Below are 15644 nucleotides of genomic sequence, written 5' to 3'. Positions count from 1 at the left end.
GTTTGTTTTTCCAACCGAATCATGTTCATCGGGTCATAGTAACGAAATAACCGTGGTTTTATTGTAAAACTCGAGATATCCACTTCCAGAATTAGCTATTTCTCCCAATACAAGCGCACCAAAAATACAGTGTTCTTGGTTTGCTTGATCGGCTATTGCACTGAGTTCGGCTTCAAACTGGTCTTCTAAAAATAATGCACGAGAGATGCAGTCCATCACAAATACCCCTGCACTGGGCTGAGGAGCCCTAAATAGCTTTTCAGCTATCGAGCTAGACGAGCTGATTAATTTGTCGGCTTTACCCTGCAAAATATCAATATGATCACCTTCTTGCATTTCACCAACGCAAATCAAGTGGCCCTCTTCATTCACTGAAATTGGGTCCCGAACAACGTAATCGCCGTCGATCTTTTTGATACCTAAGGGAAACGACTGAGCTATTTCAAAGAAATTTTCAGGAGCAAATGATTTACCGTTTAAATACGGTGCGAGGATGGCTTGATAGACCTCAAAAGCATTTTTGTAATCAATCTCCTTTACAACGTTCTTTTCAACCCGAGTAACGAAGTGCCCTTTGTCGATGGGTTCCCATCCATGGCCCACTTCAACAGGGAGTGAACTTGAAGTCAGCCCGATTACCGCCGCACCTTGAAAAAGCCCCTCATTAGAGAAAACGCATGGTGACTGTTCAAAGCTTAAGGAACCCGCACCACCGCCGATGTATCGCACATCAGCCCCAAACAGCGCGAACAGAGAATCCACGAAACTACTTATCCTAGTTGAGAGACCATCAACAAGAACCATCATAGACGCTACCTGCAACTCCGGATCAATTGCTTCGTCGACTAAGGACTCAAAATTGACTGAATCATCATCAAGACCTTTAATCACAACTGGCTGTATCTCTAGATCCGATTGGACAATAAGATACCCAGTAGAAGAGTGTTTAACTCCAAATACAATTTGTGGAAAGATTCCACCAATTAATGGTACTTCAATTGATGTAAACACGGCCGACATTTGATCAGGGTCCCAATCATTATCGTCACAAATAAATACCATTAGACATCCACTTTCAGAGGAATCTGCAAGCTTTGCCAAATCCTGTTTAAAGCTTAGAAAGTCGTTTTGTTCATTGAAACTAGTCTTCATCTCTTCCCACCCCAAAAAAATAGTTTGTCCACAGAGATTAACACCCAAACGCTGAATATTAAACCTGCCTTAAGGAGGCTACCCCTTTCGTCTTTGGTTAGATTTTCGATCAGTAAACACTAAGCACGTAAAAACCAATGTACCGAATACCAGTGATTTGTCGTCTATTGATTTACTATCCAGACAGCTTTGGTAACCCCGAATGGAGTCTATGCCTAACCCCGCTTAACGAGTATATCCTTATTGCTGAACACGTAAATAATCAGTGTTCAGCATACGGGTTAGTGTTTTCCCGCGTCCGAAGGGTTGCCCAACGGCGCATCATTAGTGTTGATAACGGTGTAACAATTAACTCTATTGGTCCAAGCACTGTAAAAAGAGATCAAAGGAGTACTGGGCACTAGAATGACGGGTAACGCATTCAAAAAAGTAAATTCAGTGGTGATGGTTGTCCATGCCTTATCACCACAGATAGATCGAACATCCAGTGGCTTACTAATTTCCACCATACCGTTGAGGGTTGAATGGTGCCAACGATCAACCGTCGGCGCATCCACACTCTGTTCAAGCTGAACAAATTGGATGGTACTGCAACCCGCTAACAAGCAAAGCACTACCCCGAACGCAATAACGCCCATAGCGTTGGTATTCATAACGCAACGTGTTACTAATTTCATTGATCAGCCTCGCACCAAACTTTAGCCGTTCGGGGTGTGTAAATACCGATGGTGATTATCGAAAAAAACCAATCGGATGAGGTCATGACGGTTTGCATTTGCGTTACATCATTTCCATCGCAAACGTCATTCACATCAACTTTATGTTTACCAAAAGGCCCACCAAAGTAAAAGGGTTTACTGTCGACGTAATTCGGTTTCGAATTGTCCTTAGAGCCGCCGTATGGCCGAATGGTTACCGTCGAACACGCGCTAACAAACATAGTCAACAGTAATATCAAACCCACCTTTCTATACACCACGTTACATAATTTAAACATACAAAATCTCTTCTACTCAACGGGTGGGTACTGTTATTTGAAACAAGGCACCACCCAAGCTGGAATCTCTTATCGTAAGCTGACCTTCATAGCTACTGACTATATCAGCCACGATTGATAACCCAAACCCTTGCCCCTCGCCATGAGTGTCTAGCTGGACCCCTCGTCGCAATATGGCCTCTCTTTTCGATACAGGGACCCCTTTACCATCATCTTCAACTGTGAATGATATCTTAGGGTCTTCAGTGTCTATAAATACTCTACAGGCAGTAAAACTCACGGAGCTCTGGGCATGCTTAAAAGCGTTATCCAAAACATTACCGATCATTTCAATCAAGTCACTTTCATCACCGTAGAAAAACAACCCTTCCTCTATGTCTAGTTTACTGGTAATTGCCTTACTGGCATAAACTTTATCGAGGGCAGAAATAACCTCAATCGCTTTGCTAGCAACCTCTATTTTAGCAAATACGGTAGGCGAGCCGTTAGGGATGGCACGTTGTAATTGGTAATCCACAAGTTTAGTCATTCTGCTTACTTGATTTGAAAGTATTTGAAGTAAATGACTGCGCGATATAGGCAATCCTTGCTCATCAATATCAGTACCAAGTCCCTGGAGGACAGAAAGCGGGGTCTTCAAGCCATGTGACAGGTCAGCCATGCGCTCTCGATAACGTTCCCGTTGGAGTCTCTCATTATCAATCAGCCGATTTAAGTTTGTCGTCAGTGGCATTAACTCTCTGGGGTATTGACCGACAAGCGATCGAGATTCACCTTTGTTCATGTCGTCTACGTCAGACGTAATTTTTCGTACAGGTCGAAGGCCTACGTGTAATATCAGAGTCTGCAGCGACAAAAAGACCAGAGCAAAAATAAATAAACCGGCGGCAATGACGGTACGATACTTAGATAGCTCAGTCTGATAATAACTAAAATCTTCCATTACGGTAAAAACATACTTTGCTTTTACCCCAGAATCACTTGTCCAAGTCGTAGTGTAACTGGACACATAATATTGAGCGCCGTCACTTCCTCGCGCACGCCCAAAAAACCACTGACCGCTGCTGGGTGCAGGAAATGAAAACTGCTTATCATTCGCCGACATACTTCGCCACACTTCACGTTGTTGGTTATCCTGCGTGAGCTCTTTCACAAAGGCAATCAATGCACCTTGAGGTTGATTAAAACGCGGTTCGTTGAGACGAGTTGGTAGGCGCATCATTCCAGCATTACTGTCGGCCGTGGACAGCATTTGATACGTATGTAATGACAATTTTTCTTGCACGATACTCTCAAGACTAATCGAAAATACCGTGCGCAACATCAATGCCGCGCCACTTAGAAAGGCAAATAGTATTAATGTTGATAATATAAACATACGCTTAGCAAGCGACATACGCTGGAGTATTTTGTTTATTCTCGCAAACACGTTTACATTTTTTTCAGTCACTTGTTGACCATGATGACTAAGTTCTGAATGGCTCAAATTCATTATGACGATTAATTCAACCCGCAAGCTTCCTAAATCGATATCCTCGGCCGCGCAGTGTCTCAATCGGTCGCAATTCACCCGAGGGGTCTATCTTTTTGCGTAGCCGAGCGATAATGACTTCAATCACATTACTTTCGGTTTCTTCATTCATATCGTACAGCTGATCGATGAGCGTAAACTTACTGGTGACCTTTTGAGGGTTCATCATAAAGTACTCCAATACTGTGTATTCAAATGCAGTGAGGTTCACTTCCTTATCATTAACACAAACCAGTTGGCTACTCATGTCCAAGCAAATAGGGCCAATGTGTAACTTGGTCTGCGTGCGGCCTGATGAGCGGCGCAATAATGCATTAACTCGAGCGACCAACTCCTCAAATTGAAAGGGCTTTTCTAAATAATCATCAGCACCTGAGTTGAGCCCTTGAACCTTAGATTTCCACCCCGTTCGTGCAGTCAAAATAAGAATTGGTAGGTCATGATTATTAGATCGAAGCTGTTGGATCAATTGCATTCCATCCAAGCGAGGTAACCCTAAATCCACAATTGCCAAGGCAATTTCATACTCGGAAATATAGAATAAAGCTTCAACACCATCTTCAGCCACACTGACTTGGTAACCGAGTTGGCCTAGTTTTCGCTGCAATTGCCCCTGTATCTCAAGATCGTCTTCTACTACTAAAATTCGCATTATGGTCTTTCCTTAGTATCACGCTCAGAGTCAGTATGTGGGCGTACTTGTACACCCTTTCTATCCTGACTGAGTGACTGATCTTCTGATCTGTTATCTCGAAAAACGATGTCACCTGAGACGGCATGGACATAAACAATAAAGATCTCACCAAGCTCCGAGATGAGTTTAACGCGGTAGCGATTGGATTTGGGTATGAGTTTTATATGTAGAACGTTTCCGGCGATGTGTTCTCTAGCTAACTTGCTCGCTTGCTCTGCGGTTATAAACGAACCAACTAAATCATCAGGTTCTATGTTGGACTCATTGCTGGCTGCGGAGGCTGTCCCTTCACGGCGCTCGCTTGGTCCTTGTCTAGCGGCTTCTCGCTCAGGCGCATTTATTTTTTGTTCCATCCAGGTTGTCAATGGCTTGACCAGATCTTCAATCCAGGTAGTGGTCGGTGATATCTTTTCCTCCAACCATATTTCTTCGCCTTTTTTAGGGGTATCGCTCGCCCTATCCTGCTCTTCAGCATCTTGAGAGTTCGCGACTCCGCCACAAAAAAACAGAATGAAAAGGAGGCAGAATTTCAACGATAAACCCTAATTAATAAATATGTTGGAGTGGCTGTCTTGGTGGCAGTATCGAGATGCATCGTATCATTGATACTGCCACCGTTTAAACTATCAATTTGGATTTCAAGTTTAATCAACAGCCACACAAACCCTAGTACTGATTTAAAACTGTAAGCCCTAGCACTTTGGCGCGTTTACATCAATTACTTTGAACATTTGTAGACATTTCCGGTAAGAACAACGGCTGATTGATCCTGACCGCCACTGCCATCGTATAGTACTCCTGATTCCACTGCTCGTTGAGTGAGTAGATAAACGACGTTTCCTCCCATCGTATGTGCTTTATTCTTAAGGTCATGGCGAGCACCAGTTTCAAGGTTCTCGCTTGAGGCAAATATATTGTCTTGAGCGCCAGTTATATCCCCGAGAAACTGGCATTTGTCCGCACTGGGCTCGGTATGAGTCAGTCTGACCATGGCGGCTTCAGGTTGTAAATCTATTGATGCACATGCGGTTAAGGCCAGTAAAATCAGTATGGTAGCTATATTTTTCATCTTAAGTTCCAAAGTCTCTAAATCGTGTAAATTAAAAATTGTAGTTAACGCCAAACGAAGCTTGATACACAACATCATCGTCTATTATCGGGCTATCTTTATATTCGGAACCAAGCTTGCTGATACCCGTTTTTATATTAATGTCCCAGTTTTCTGTCATTTCATAACGAGCACGAATTCCAGCAAACGCAATAAACGTATCGTCCGCGTCATACTGAGGGCGTGAAATCGTTGCTTCGCCATCACTTACTCCCACGTAGTGGTTAACGTAGTCGGCACTCAACCACTGCGCGCCAAGCTCCGGATTAATGTTCCAATTCCCTGCGTTCAGATCAAACGTGTATTTAAGCGAGGCCATTCGCCCATCATGCTTGTCGGCGGCATCGGTGAGCGTGCTAAAACTTAACCGACCAAGGTCCGTGTCGTGATTGACGTAAATACCAGCAAGAACGGTTCCTTTACGTTCGGTTAATCCGGCAAGCTTTACGTTATCTCTATAATTGTCTTTATCACTTAAAAAACCGCCGTCTAGCGCCACCTTCAAGCCAGCGCTGAAGTTATTACTCTTTGTGATATGAATGTTTAAACTGTCATCATTAATAAAAATGCGTTTACCGTTGTAGCGCACCGTCGGGCTAATCCAACCGTCATTGCCCTCACCAATGAACGGGTTATTGAAGCCACCAACGGCGACACCCAAAACCCATTTACTGTCGCTGTCACCAGGCCCTATAGCATCACTCGCATTGGCTGAGATTGTTACAGCACTGGTGGCTCCCAAAACCAAAAGGGTCTTGAGTAAATTCGCTTTATTACTGTGTAAAGTATTCATAATATGATTCTCTGATCGGTGTTGAGTTATTGAATAGTCAGCACTTTAAATCAGAGCTCTTAACGAAAGCTTAACCGTACATTAACTCAACCTTAACAACGTAAGACCTGACCATTTGGTTGCCAGCTCCAGTTAAAATATCGTGGTAATTCCACGATTCCTGAGCTCATTAAAGTTAATTTCCTGTCAACGGATATAGAGTCACTAGATCAAGAGTCTGGGAGCTACAGACGGAGTAAAACCTACCCCCTTCTACGGAGCACTAAGACACTAAAATAGAGCGCTTGAATATCGCTACTTCAATACAGGCAGAAGTCCCGCTTTAGCACTAGTTCTTGCTAAGAAAACCTAGGATGAAACGTTAGACGTTACGAGACCTCACTTTATTGAGAATGCTATTGAGCTCGCGAACGGGCTTGCATTAAACGTTGTCCTCCGAAGCGGTATCTTGGGCGTAGAGATAATCGATTTTCGCACTCACAATTGCTAGACTACCCAATCCAATTTCACGTCATAGCACCAACCCTTAACATGCCTCAAACTCAGACCTTAATTCTTGCGATTGGCGCGTTACAGGGCTTTCTCTTGTTTGTACTTCTCGTGAGTGACAAGCGAGTTAACTACGCAAGCAAAATACTAGGCGTACAATGTCTGTTTATAGCAACCACATTCTCCCTGCCACTCATTGTTGAGGCTGAAAATAGTTACTTTACTTGGTTAATTGCGCCCTTGGTGTTCCTGCCCGCTTGTTATGGTGGCCTTACTTACCTATATTGCCGAACAGCTTTGACAGGGTTACCACTAAAGCCGTTGGATTTTCTCCATTTAATCCCGCTATCGCTGTGTTATCTGATCAATTACAATGTCTTGTTTTCGCCATCAGACGCCTTACACTTTGTTAGACTGCCCGATGAAGCCCTGTTGATAAAGATGATCACCAAAACTGTGATTTTTGGCCAGATCATCGTCTATACAGCGCTCACCATCAGAATGGTTAAGTACTACCACACTAAAGCCAAACAAACCTTATCTTCGTATAACCCCGATATTTTTAAGTGGCTATGGGGGCTTATTATATTTACCGTTTCATTTTGGTCTTTAAGCATATTTTTTAACTTTGTTAGCCGAGTTCACGGCGTCAATACACTAGCGTATTTGTTATTAGTACTTATGGTGTACTTTATTGCTTTGGCGCAGTGGCGAAACCCGAGCCTGTTTCATATTGAGCAACTCGCGGCGGAACCAGAAGCAACAACAAATAGAAAACCGTCGGATGGCTTAATCGATAAAGAAACGCGGTCAAGTATTTTGCAAATCGTGCAAGAAAAGGTGGAAGAACAAAATTTGTATCGAAATAGTGAGCTTACCCTTGCTTCACTGGCCGAGGAAGTTGGAGTGAGTCCACATTACTTGTCTGAGACTCTAAATCAACACAGTGGCAAAAACTTTAATCAATTTATCAACGAATATCGGGTTGCTGAAGTGTGTGAGCAGCTTAAACAGGAAAACAAGAGCAAATTGATTGACCTGGCCTTGGATGCTGGCTTTTCATCGAAGAGTAGCTTCAACGCCATCTTCAAAAAACTAACAGGAAAGACGCCAAGTCAACATCGACAGTCGCTAACAAATCAGACTTAAGTTGCTGATTTATAACTACAGAGAGCCAGAATTATAACTTTGGACGTCTAATTTTATAAGTTTAGGCGCATCAGCCCTGCTCGAATGCTGAAATTGACCCATCAAATAAACAGATGGAGTCACACCATGTCAAAAACACTTTCGAAATGGCTTATAGGCCTTCTAATATTCGTGCTAATTTTCGCGCTAGGATCCTTTTTTTGGTACAAAAAAGAGATCAAATCAATGTATGGTGCTTATACTGAACTGGTTGATCATACGGCGTTCGCAACGCCAATGACGCTGACAGCGATCACCAATACGAATGTACTGTCAGCCGATGGCCAATCCATGCTCCCTAACCATACGGTCATTGTCGATAATGGCAAAATCGTCTCGGTGAGCTCTGAGACCACCATTCCCGCTAATGCCACGGTCCTTGATGGACATGGCAAGTTCCTCATTCCTGGGTTGATAGACTCTCACGTACACCTGCATAGGAGCCCTAATGACCTGCTGCTCTATGTTGCAAACGGGGTAACACATATCAGAGATTTAGGAGGCTTCGCCGAAAGACTGACGTTACGCGAGGAGATCGAAAACGGTCGGGTTGGGCCTAAAATGTACGTTACCTCGCCTCCGATTAACACCAAGGGTTTGCTCGAAGGCATTCTCTTTGAGTTCTTTACCTTTCATAAAGCCGTGCGCCGCATCGATCAGGCGGAAAGCATGGTGAAAAAGTTTGTCGAACAGGGTTACGATGCAATCAAGACCTACCACCTAGATATGCCTAGCTACCGAGCCGTGAATAAGTTGGCGGCCGAGTTAGGGACGCCAACGGTGGGCCATTTCCCTTTAACCATGGAGTTATCCGAGCTCAAAGTGACTCAACAGCGCGAAGTAGCTCATCTTGAGGAAATTGTTAGCGTATTGATTCGTGAGTTTGGTTCGATCAATCAACAAGGCAGTGATGCGTTCTACGCTCATGTTGAGGCGCGCAGTGAAGAAATTATTGATGACTTGTTGGCAAAGAATATGGTCATCAATTCAGTATTGCTTTATATGGAAAATATACATGACCAGTTTAGTGACCTTGAATCAAAGTTGAAAACAGTTCCCATTGAATACGCCAACCCAGCACTTGTTGAAGGTTCCACTGTGGTACCGGGTTACAAAATTGGATGGTTACCCGGTTTTAATCAATTTGAAGCCGTGAACGCCCCATCTGAAGAGGGGTACAAGATAGATGATACGTATTGGAGGGCCCGAGAAGCCGCTCACCACATTTTATTGAAGGCGATGGTAAAGCGAGGTGTGAAGATCGTTGCGGGTACTGATTCTGGAGGGTTCGTCATCGTTCCAGGTTTCTCTTTACACAAAGAACTAAAATCTCTTAACCTTGGCGGCATGAGTCCAGCCCAAACGCTGGCTACAGCCACAAAGAATCCTGCTGAGTTAATGGACAGCAACGCAGGCGTTATCGAAGCCGGACGAAGAGCAGACTTACTCATCCTTGATAAAAACCCGCTTATTGATATTAGTAACACTCGTACGATTGATACGGTAATACTCAACGGTCGTGTGTTCAAACGAGATCAGCTGGACGCCATGTTGTCCGCTGTTAAGAAGGCCAATGAGAACAGTCGAAAGGTAAATATTGACAAGTACCGGTAATCTACTGCTGATCAGTTAAGCCTAACTCACAGCGAGTGGTTTTGATTAACCGTATTTACACATCAAAATCGAAGGTTGTTCGTTAAAGCGAACAACCTTTAGGCCTTGTAATGCATAGAAGTACAAAGTATTACGAACACACTTTATCATTCGGTTTAGCTCATTGGTTCCTTGGGCTTGTGCTCACATCAATTGCCACACGGCTTAGATTTAGGCTAATGACAATCCTTTACGAGAACTGGCCCCAAAAATCACAGAAAAAGCTCGTCTGGCCCAGCGACCCTAAGCCGGTAACTACCCGTCGACCCATCAGCTGATGAAACCTCAATGAATAATGAGCCAGACGCTGGCAGGTCTATATCAACAAGTGAATCACGACCTGCAGCACTGTCATTATCTACGGCCACTACATTAAATGCCCCATTGCTTGAGCGACGCAAGATCCTAATAAAGGGATCTGGTAATGTACCGCCGTTTGAATCTACGGCTTCTATGGCTACCTCCAGAGTGAGTGCTTGGCCGGTACCTTTAAGCTCAAAAATATCCACATCGCTTGCACTGTCCACTCTGCTTCGAACCGGTTCAAAGGCCTTGATTTCAATGGTTCCTATATCATCCACTCCTGATGCGCTTATAGCGACACCGGCGGTAATTGAATCGCTGGTAGTCGGTGAGCCGGAACCCGCGCTCAGTGTCTTGCGATAAAAGAATCCGTTATTCGCCAGCTCAATGTGTGAGCTCAAGCCAGGTTCATCAGCCGTGGCGCGAGTTGGTGCCGGTTGCAAAAGCACGCCATCATCAAGGTTAATAAGAAAGGCTTGCTCGACACTGTTAACGTAGTCTTCTCGATAGTCGGCTAGATCTTTGGCGGTACTAACAAAGGCCACCTGATTACCGTTGGGGCTTATACTCGGCGTAAAGCTGTCGCCGCCAAAGACTTCAAATCCACCATCGGGGAGACTAATCCGTTCACGAGAAGACACAACAAAATTGGTTAAATCCATTTCCACCAAGTAGACGTCAAAGGACTCGTTTGTGTCGCTAGGTAACAAGCCTTCGTTGCTTGCGATTACCATGCGACTGGCATCCGCCGACATATCAAAGCCGCCTGTTTGGCCAGTGGCCCGCCCGCTCACCAGTGCAATATTACCATTACTCGTATCTACCAGATATATGTCTGGAGAATCGGCCGGTGAGGACTGTGAAGTCTCGCCCACGGTATAGTCGGTGGTGCTTGAAAAAGCGACGTAACGACCATTGCTCGAGGTTCTTACATGAGTAGCCACCCCGCCACCTGCGGTGCCATTCAAAACACTGACTAATTCTGTGGTATTGCTGCTTAGATCACGCAGGTATACATCATTGCTGCCATTATTATCATCAGTCGAGAGTGCTTGATTGCTAATGAAAACAACCTTGTTGCCGTCACCGGAAATATCAATAACTTGTAGGCTCTCATTGGCTCGTGCACCGCTGCTGTTGCCCAGAGAATCGTTGCTAATTGGCGTGCCAGCCGCGCCAACTGCTCCATTTTCAGCGATATTCACTTGTATTGGCGCGCTGTCTAAGTCTTCCATATTGCGTACATAGACATCACCTAAGGTAAAGTCACCGGCGCCAACGAATGTGGTTTGAACACCTTCTTGCACGTAAGCCACTTTGCCACCATCGTCGGAGATGGCTGGGCTTGCCGCCTCTCTGTTACCGCCACTTGCCACATTGTTAGCCATCGGATCGCTGACTCTCAAGAGCTCTCCTGTGTCCAGCTTCAACATAAAAATATCTCTTGTCGCAAAGCTCTCGTTGCCATTCGGAGTGAAATCGGTCGGGCTGTTATCAAGATTTTGTTGATCCACCCAAACGACACAGCTTCCACTGGGCACCGATTTGGGGTTCGCCGAAGTCAGAGTGCCATTGCTGAACGCATAGGGAGCCGTCACGAATTCTGAGATAGACGAAGACGACGAACCAGAGCAAAACGTGTCTGTCTCCAACAATAGCTGCAGGACCGGCACGATTGCAGCGCCCTTTTGAGCGTGCGAAGGCAGCGAAGGGAACGAAAATAAGGCAGTGATGATGAGAACCGCAAATAAATTGGCTTTTGATTCCATGGGCTTTCTGAATACGTGTCAGGCAACTTCCAATTGAATGAACACAACAACACTAAAGAGCCCGTATTTCATCGCGCCCTGACCTTCTCATTCGACCGAAAACCACCCTTAGTTGATTTAACTTATACTAAGACCGACTAATTAGTATCATTTTTTGATACCATAGAGAAATATTCTCTATTTAGTATATTTAGGATATACGAAACATTCAATGCTATTAGTCAAATGATCGCCATCTTCTAAACCAAATGAGCACAAACACCAAAACATTGATCATTAATATTAAGCGAGAACTAAAGCGACAAGGGATCAACTACCAAGACCTCGCTTATCAGCTTAATATCGCGGAATCTACCGTCAAAAAAATGTTTGCTAAGGGCAACTTTTCACTCGATCGATTGGACCAAATTTGCGACGCACTAGGGGTCGAATTGCTCGATATGGTCGAAAACGTTAACGATGAAGTTACCCGAATTTCAAAACTGACAGTGCAACAAGAAAACGCCCTACTCAGTGACTTTACATTACTGCTGGTTGCCTACGCGGCGATTAATTTTTGGTCATTAGAAGATATTCTTTATCGCTATAAGCTAGAGCGAAATGACGTCATAGCGCGACTCAAAATCTTGGAAGGCTTTGGTATTTTAGAGGTGCGGTCAAACCAACGAATTCGGCCACTGATTTCCAATAATTTTCAGTGGCTTCCCGATGGGCCACTTTCGGCATTTTTCCGAGAACACTTTATACCGGCTTTTTTTGATCACGACTTCAAGGAGCCCGGATCACTCAGAGTGATCCGCTACGGCGACCTGACTGACCAGTCAAAAGTGAAACTCGATCGAAAATGCATGGAGCTGGTCGATCTCTACGACACACTCACTTATCAGGACCGGCATTTTCGCCCCGGTGATCGAGAGCGAAAAAGTACCACAATGGTTGTTGCGTATCGCACCTGGACGATTGGCCCTTGGACCGGCATACGAAAAGGCTAATGCGGCCTAGACGATCGTATTCACGTTTCTAGCTCTTTGCTTGATGTGACGTTCAGGCAAGAATGAAATAACAATGCACGCACCTAGTTAGCATAGGTTGCCGATAACGTCTTTCGCTTGATCAGTTTTCCATTCAAGATCACAAAATCTATATCATCGTAGGCTTTGATAGACTTCAGCGGGTTCGAATTGAGCAACAATAGATTCGCTGTCTTGCCCTGTTCAATTGTCCCTATTTCGTCTGCAAGTCCAAGTGTGTCTGCGTTATCAATCGTGAGTGCGAGAAATAGCTTTTTAAGACTGACACCGGCTTCAACCCACCTTTGCATCTCCAGCCGCCCATTCATGCCGTGATACTGCGTAAAAATGGGGCCACTTGGCGTATCACTACCAAATAGCAACGTTGCGTCTTTATCCGCAAGCTGCTTTAACACTCGCATTGCACGACGAATCGGTAACGCGTAGCTTTCTTTGACCTCTTCATAGCCCAACTCCCGTTTGCCAACGATAAGATTAGCGGCTATTTTTTCCCGCATCCAGCCACCCTCTTCTGAACCGTACCAGTCAATTAGCGCCTTCGGAGCAGAATGCAAAAACATTGGATCATTAAAAAATGACGTATTGAACATTTCTTGCTCACCATAAATGACTTGAATTGTAGGCTGGTAACCGATGCCTTTACTCACAATGGAATCAATTAGTGACTCTATTTCTTTTGAAATTTCCGAACCATCTTTATCATTCCAGTGCCACATCCCATGCGCAATCACGTCCACACCTGCATCGACGGCGAACGCGTGTGACTCTTGCGTATTTCCATGCATAAATACAGGCAATCCGACTTGGTGAGCCCTGTTGACTAGCTCTCTAACCATATTTACTGTTGGGTTGGGCAAGTTACGTAAATGCCCAAACCCGCGCTCATAGTACGCTTTAATACAGGAAGCGCCGGCGGCACCAATTTTTCTGACAATCGTTTCAGGCGCGTGATCTGCTGGATCAACAGTCGGAGGAATGTCATCTTTTTGTCGTTCATCGTATAGAAAGTACTCCGCGGCTCCGGAATTGAACCGATCCTTTTTGGGGATAAACGCCATCGGGTAACCATTCGCCAGCGGTACGCCACTGCAAAAATAGGCATCTGGACTCAGCTCTTGTTGGTTCCACTGATCAATGGTTTCCTGACTAGAAAACAGGTCGTTAACCGTGGTAAAGCCAAAATACAAGTACGATCTAGGGATCTGCAACGTTGCCTGGTTAGCCACGTTTGGGTACTTTGCTTCATGGAAAGGCAGCATTCCTGGAACGCCAGACAAGTGCACATGGCTGTCAATTAGGCCCGGTATCAAATACTTGCCAGTGGCGTCTAAAACGATATCCCTGCTCGCAACATCCGCACCGTCGGCGTTACTCCCAATACTTGTTATGCGCCCATCCTCAATAAGTACATTTTGATGTTCAAGTATCGCTCCTCGTTCGGGAGAAATAATCGACACATTTTTAATAAGCAAGCGACTCGCGTTTGCGTGCGCGCTACTGAGCAAGAGCAATAAGATTAGCGCGATTACGTTGATTTTTTTCATAGAGATTCATTTTGCAAAGATAGTAGGCTCTCGATTTTCAAGGTTCGGCGTTCTGAAAGAGACCTAAAACGCGAATGAGTACCTGTTTTTGATGGCTTCGCGTAAACTTGCCGGCCACCACCTACTAAATCGCCACAGGGTTAGTCTTGACTCTGTGGATCCAGGTCAAACTTGATAAGATGCTTTGATGTTTGAAACTATTCCTTTTATCGCCAGCATGAATAGCTTTATTTGGGCCTTAATAGGTCTACATTTACTATCCAGTAAGCCGGCTAATCATTTCCCAGCACACCTACTGGGGGTTAATTGTTTAATTTGGGCTACTCAGAGCCTCTTGCTCGTTTCAATATTGTTGTGGAACTGGCCGGTGGCAAAAATTGTACGTCCCTCCACCGCAACTTTACTGGGTCCAGCTCTGTATTTTTACTACGTCGTTGTCCATAACCCAGCGTTCCGGTTTAGGTTATCTCACCTCATCCATTTTATTCCAGCCTTGGTAGTAGCAACCGCCCTTCTCGGTAATATTTCGTACTTACGTCGTACAATTGACTACCAGATTCTTATTAGCCTGGGCGCTTACTCCTCAGTCATTGTGCTTAATCTACTGCTTAAAAAACGCGAAGGTCTCAAACACGTAGAAAACGACTTAGAAAACGCGCAATCGTGGTTATGGATAGTTGCCGGAATGTTAGCGTTCTTCTTTTTTGGTGATGTCTATATTTACAGAGAGCTCTCTCAAGGCTCCGAATTGAACAATTCGATTGGGCTGCTGTTTAGCTCCTGGGTTTCTTTCTTATTTACGGCATTAGCTCTGTGGTTTTTTCTACGTCGTTCGCCATTGCTTGAATGGATGTATTCATTCGGAGAACAACACAAAAAATACAGTAGCTCAAAACTGACTCCCGAACTTTGCGAAAGCTATTTTCAAAAGCTTGAGCGCTTGATGGAGAGCGAACAGCCCTACACCCAGGGCAATGTCAAAATCATGGATATCGCGAAGCTCTTAAACATCCCAACTAGGTACTTATCCGAAGTAATAAATCTACAAAGGGGAGTCAGCTTTCCTCAATACCTAAACGGCTATCGAGTGGAAAAAGCTAAGAGCTTGCTTTCGCAGCCAGGCGACATTTCGATCACTGACGTCATGTTTGAGGCAGGCTTCAATACTAAATCAAGTTTTAACAAGGAATTCAAACGCCTCGAAGGCATGTCTCCTAGTGCCTACCGTCACCTGCAATTCAATGGCCAATAGTGCGCGCTTCGCGCGACTCGATAAAAACACTTCATTTCTATAGTGGGCTTGCTAGGCAATTTGCTAGGCAGATTGCAAAACGTGCTGGCCAATAAGTTTTAACAATCTTAACAATGTGAATTTTAAAATCATGGTAGGTT

Annotated in this window: 14 protein-coding genes; 4 read left to right on the top strand and 10 right to left on the bottom strand. The window is 44.6% G+C overall.

The genetic code is table 11. The annotated features are described in order from the left end of the window. Window positions 1-33 precede the first annotated feature (33 nt). The 8 genes from ABWW54_RS06090 to ABWW54_RS06055 form a co-directional block, all read right to left on the bottom strand. Complete coding sequence (locus tag ABWW54_RS06090; RefSeq protein WP_353411197.1) at window positions 34-1152, bottom strand: FIST signal transduction protein; 1119 nt, start codon at window positions 1150-1152, stop codon at window positions 34-36. Window positions 1153-1433: 281 nt separating this feature from the next. Continuing rightward, window positions 1434-1829: a Bor/Iss family lipoprotein gene (locus ABWW54_RS06085; RefSeq protein ID WP_353411195.1), complete on the bottom strand. Its 396-nt coding sequence runs from the start codon at window positions 1827-1829 to the stop codon at window positions 1434-1436. Further along, a complete protein-coding gene (locus ABWW54_RS06080) occupies window positions 1826-2149 on the bottom strand; it encodes a Bor family protein (protein WP_353411194.1) in 324 nt (107 codons plus the stop codon). The genes ABWW54_RS06085 and ABWW54_RS06080 overlap by 4 nt, the downstream gene beginning before the upstream one ends. Window positions 2150-2165: 16 nt before the next feature. Then, window positions 2166-3641 (bottom strand): ATP-binding protein, encoded by a 1476-nt coding sequence (locus tag ABWW54_RS06075; protein WP_353411192.1) that lies wholly within the window; start codon window positions 3639-3641, stop codon window positions 2166-2168. Window positions 3642-3654: 13 nt separating this feature from the next. Next, the gene (locus tag ABWW54_RS06070; protein ID WP_353411190.1) at window positions 3655-4332 is read right to left on the bottom strand and encodes a response regulator; all 678 of its coding nucleotides are present in this window, start codon (window positions 4330-4332) and stop codon (window positions 3655-3657) included. Then, on the bottom strand, window positions 4332-4907 hold the full coding sequence (locus tag ABWW54_RS06065) for a PepSY domain-containing protein (protein WP_353411188.1): 576 nt from the start codon (window positions 4905-4907) through the stop codon (window positions 4332-4334). The genes ABWW54_RS06070 and ABWW54_RS06065 overlap by 1 nt, the downstream gene beginning before the upstream one ends. A gap of 185 nt (window positions 4908-5092) precedes the next feature. Beyond that, entirely contained in the window at window positions 5093-5443 is a 351-nt protein-coding gene (locus tag ABWW54_RS06060; protein ID WP_353411186.1) for a DUF4156 domain-containing protein, read from the bottom strand. Between the two features lie 31 nt (window positions 5444-5474). After that, window positions 5475-6275 (bottom strand): MipA/OmpV family protein, encoded by an 801-nt coding sequence (locus ABWW54_RS06055; RefSeq protein WP_353411184.1) that lies wholly within the window; start codon window positions 6273-6275, stop codon window positions 5475-5477. A gap of 531 nt (window positions 6276-6806) precedes the next feature. Here ABWW54_RS06055 and ABWW54_RS06050 point away from each other — a divergent pair. Both ABWW54_RS06050 and ABWW54_RS06045 read left to right on the top strand, forming a co-directional pair. Then, window positions 6807-7913: a helix-turn-helix domain-containing protein gene (locus tag ABWW54_RS06050; protein WP_353411182.1), complete on the top strand. Its 1107-nt coding sequence runs from the start codon at window positions 6807-6809 to the stop codon at window positions 7911-7913. A gap of 126 nt (window positions 7914-8039) precedes the next feature. Continuing rightward, window positions 8040-9566 carry an amidohydrolase family protein gene (locus ABWW54_RS06045; protein WP_353411180.1) on the top strand — a complete coding sequence of 509 codons (1527 nt, stop codon included), beginning with the start codon at window positions 8040-8042 and terminating at the stop codon, window positions 9564-9566. A 251-nt stretch (window positions 9567-9817) separates the two neighbouring features. On the opposite strand, the gene ABWW54_RS06040 is transcribed toward ABWW54_RS06045, so the two are convergent. Next, window positions 9818-11677, bottom strand: a complete 1860-nt coding sequence (locus ABWW54_RS06040; protein WP_353411178.1) for a TolB family protein — start codon at window positions 11675-11677, stop codon at window positions 9818-9820. 248 nt (window positions 11678-11925) lie between these two features. Here ABWW54_RS06040 and ABWW54_RS06035 point away from each other — a divergent pair, with 248 nt between their 5' ends. Continuing rightward, window positions 11926-12669, top strand: a complete 744-nt coding sequence (locus ABWW54_RS06035; protein WP_353411176.1) for a helix-turn-helix domain-containing protein — start codon at window positions 11926-11928, stop codon at window positions 12667-12669. A gap of 83 nt (window positions 12670-12752) precedes the next feature. On the opposite strand, the gene ABWW54_RS06030 is transcribed toward ABWW54_RS06035, so the two are convergent. Beyond that, window positions 12753-14252: an amidohydrolase family protein gene (locus tag ABWW54_RS06030; protein ID WP_353411174.1), complete on the bottom strand. Its 1500-nt coding sequence runs from the start codon at window positions 14250-14252 to the stop codon at window positions 12753-12755. Between the two features lie 187 nt (window positions 14253-14439). Here ABWW54_RS06030 and ABWW54_RS06025 point away from each other — a divergent pair, with 187 nt between their 5' ends. Next, entirely contained in the window at window positions 14440-15504 is a 1065-nt protein-coding gene (locus ABWW54_RS06025) for an AraC family transcriptional regulator (RefSeq protein ID WP_353411172.1), read from the top strand. The last annotated feature ends 140 nt before the right edge of the window (window positions 15505-15644 follow it).

It is taken from the genome of Arenicella sp. 4NH20-0111, from assembly GCF_040366405.1.
Lineage (GTDB): Bacteria > Pseudomonadota > Gammaproteobacteria > Arenicellales > Arenicellaceae > Arenicella.
This window is presented reverse-complemented; position numbering and strand designations above follow the sequence as displayed.

Excerpts from the sequence above, each read along its gene's own strand:
- ABWW54_RS06090 (WP_353411197.1), bottom strand. The coding sequence starts at position 1,152 with ATGAAGACTAGTTTCAATGAACAAAACGACTTTCTAAGCTTTAAACAG.
- ABWW54_RS06085 (WP_353411195.1), bottom strand. The coding sequence starts at position 1,829 with ATGAAATTAGTAACACGTTGCGTTATGAATACCAACGCTATGGGCGTT.
- ABWW54_RS06080 (WP_353411194.1), bottom strand. The coding sequence starts at position 2,149 with ATGTTTAAATTATGTAACGTGGTGTATAGAAAGGTGGGTTTGATATTA.
- ABWW54_RS06075 (WP_353411192.1), bottom strand. The coding sequence starts at position 3,641 with ATGAATTTGAGCCATTCAGAACTTAGTCATCATGGTCAACAAGTGACT.
- ABWW54_RS06070 (WP_353411190.1), bottom strand. The coding sequence starts at position 4,332 with ATGCGAATTTTAGTAGTAGAAGACGATCTTGAGATACAGGGGCAATTG.
- ABWW54_RS06060 (WP_353411186.1), bottom strand. The coding sequence starts at position 5,443 with ATGAAAAATATAGCTACCATACTGATTTTACTGGCCTTAACCGCATGT.
- ABWW54_RS06055 (WP_353411184.1), bottom strand. The coding sequence starts at position 6,275 with ATGAATACTTTACACAGTAATAAAGCGAATTTACTCAAGACCCTTTTG.
- ABWW54_RS06050 (WP_353411182.1), top strand. The coding sequence starts at position 6,807 with ATGCCTCAAACTCAGACCTTAATTCTTGCGATTGGCGCGTTACAGGGC.
- ABWW54_RS06045 (WP_353411180.1), top strand. The coding sequence starts at position 8,040 with ATGTCAAAAACACTTTCGAAATGGCTTATAGGCCTTCTAATATTCGTG.
- ABWW54_RS06040 (WP_353411178.1), bottom strand. The coding sequence starts at position 11,677 with ATGGAATCAAAAGCCAATTTATTTGCGGTTCTCATCATCACTGCCTTA.
- ABWW54_RS06035 (WP_353411176.1), top strand. The coding sequence starts at position 11,926 with ATGAGCACAAACACCAAAACATTGATCATTAATATTAAGCGAGAACTA.
- ABWW54_RS06030 (WP_353411174.1), bottom strand. The coding sequence starts at position 14,252 with ATGAAAAAAATCAACGTAATCGCGCTAATCTTATTGCTCTTGCTCAGT.
- ABWW54_RS06025 (WP_353411172.1), top strand. The coding sequence starts at position 14,440 with ATGTTTGAAACTATTCCTTTTATCGCCAGCATGAATAGCTTTATTTGG.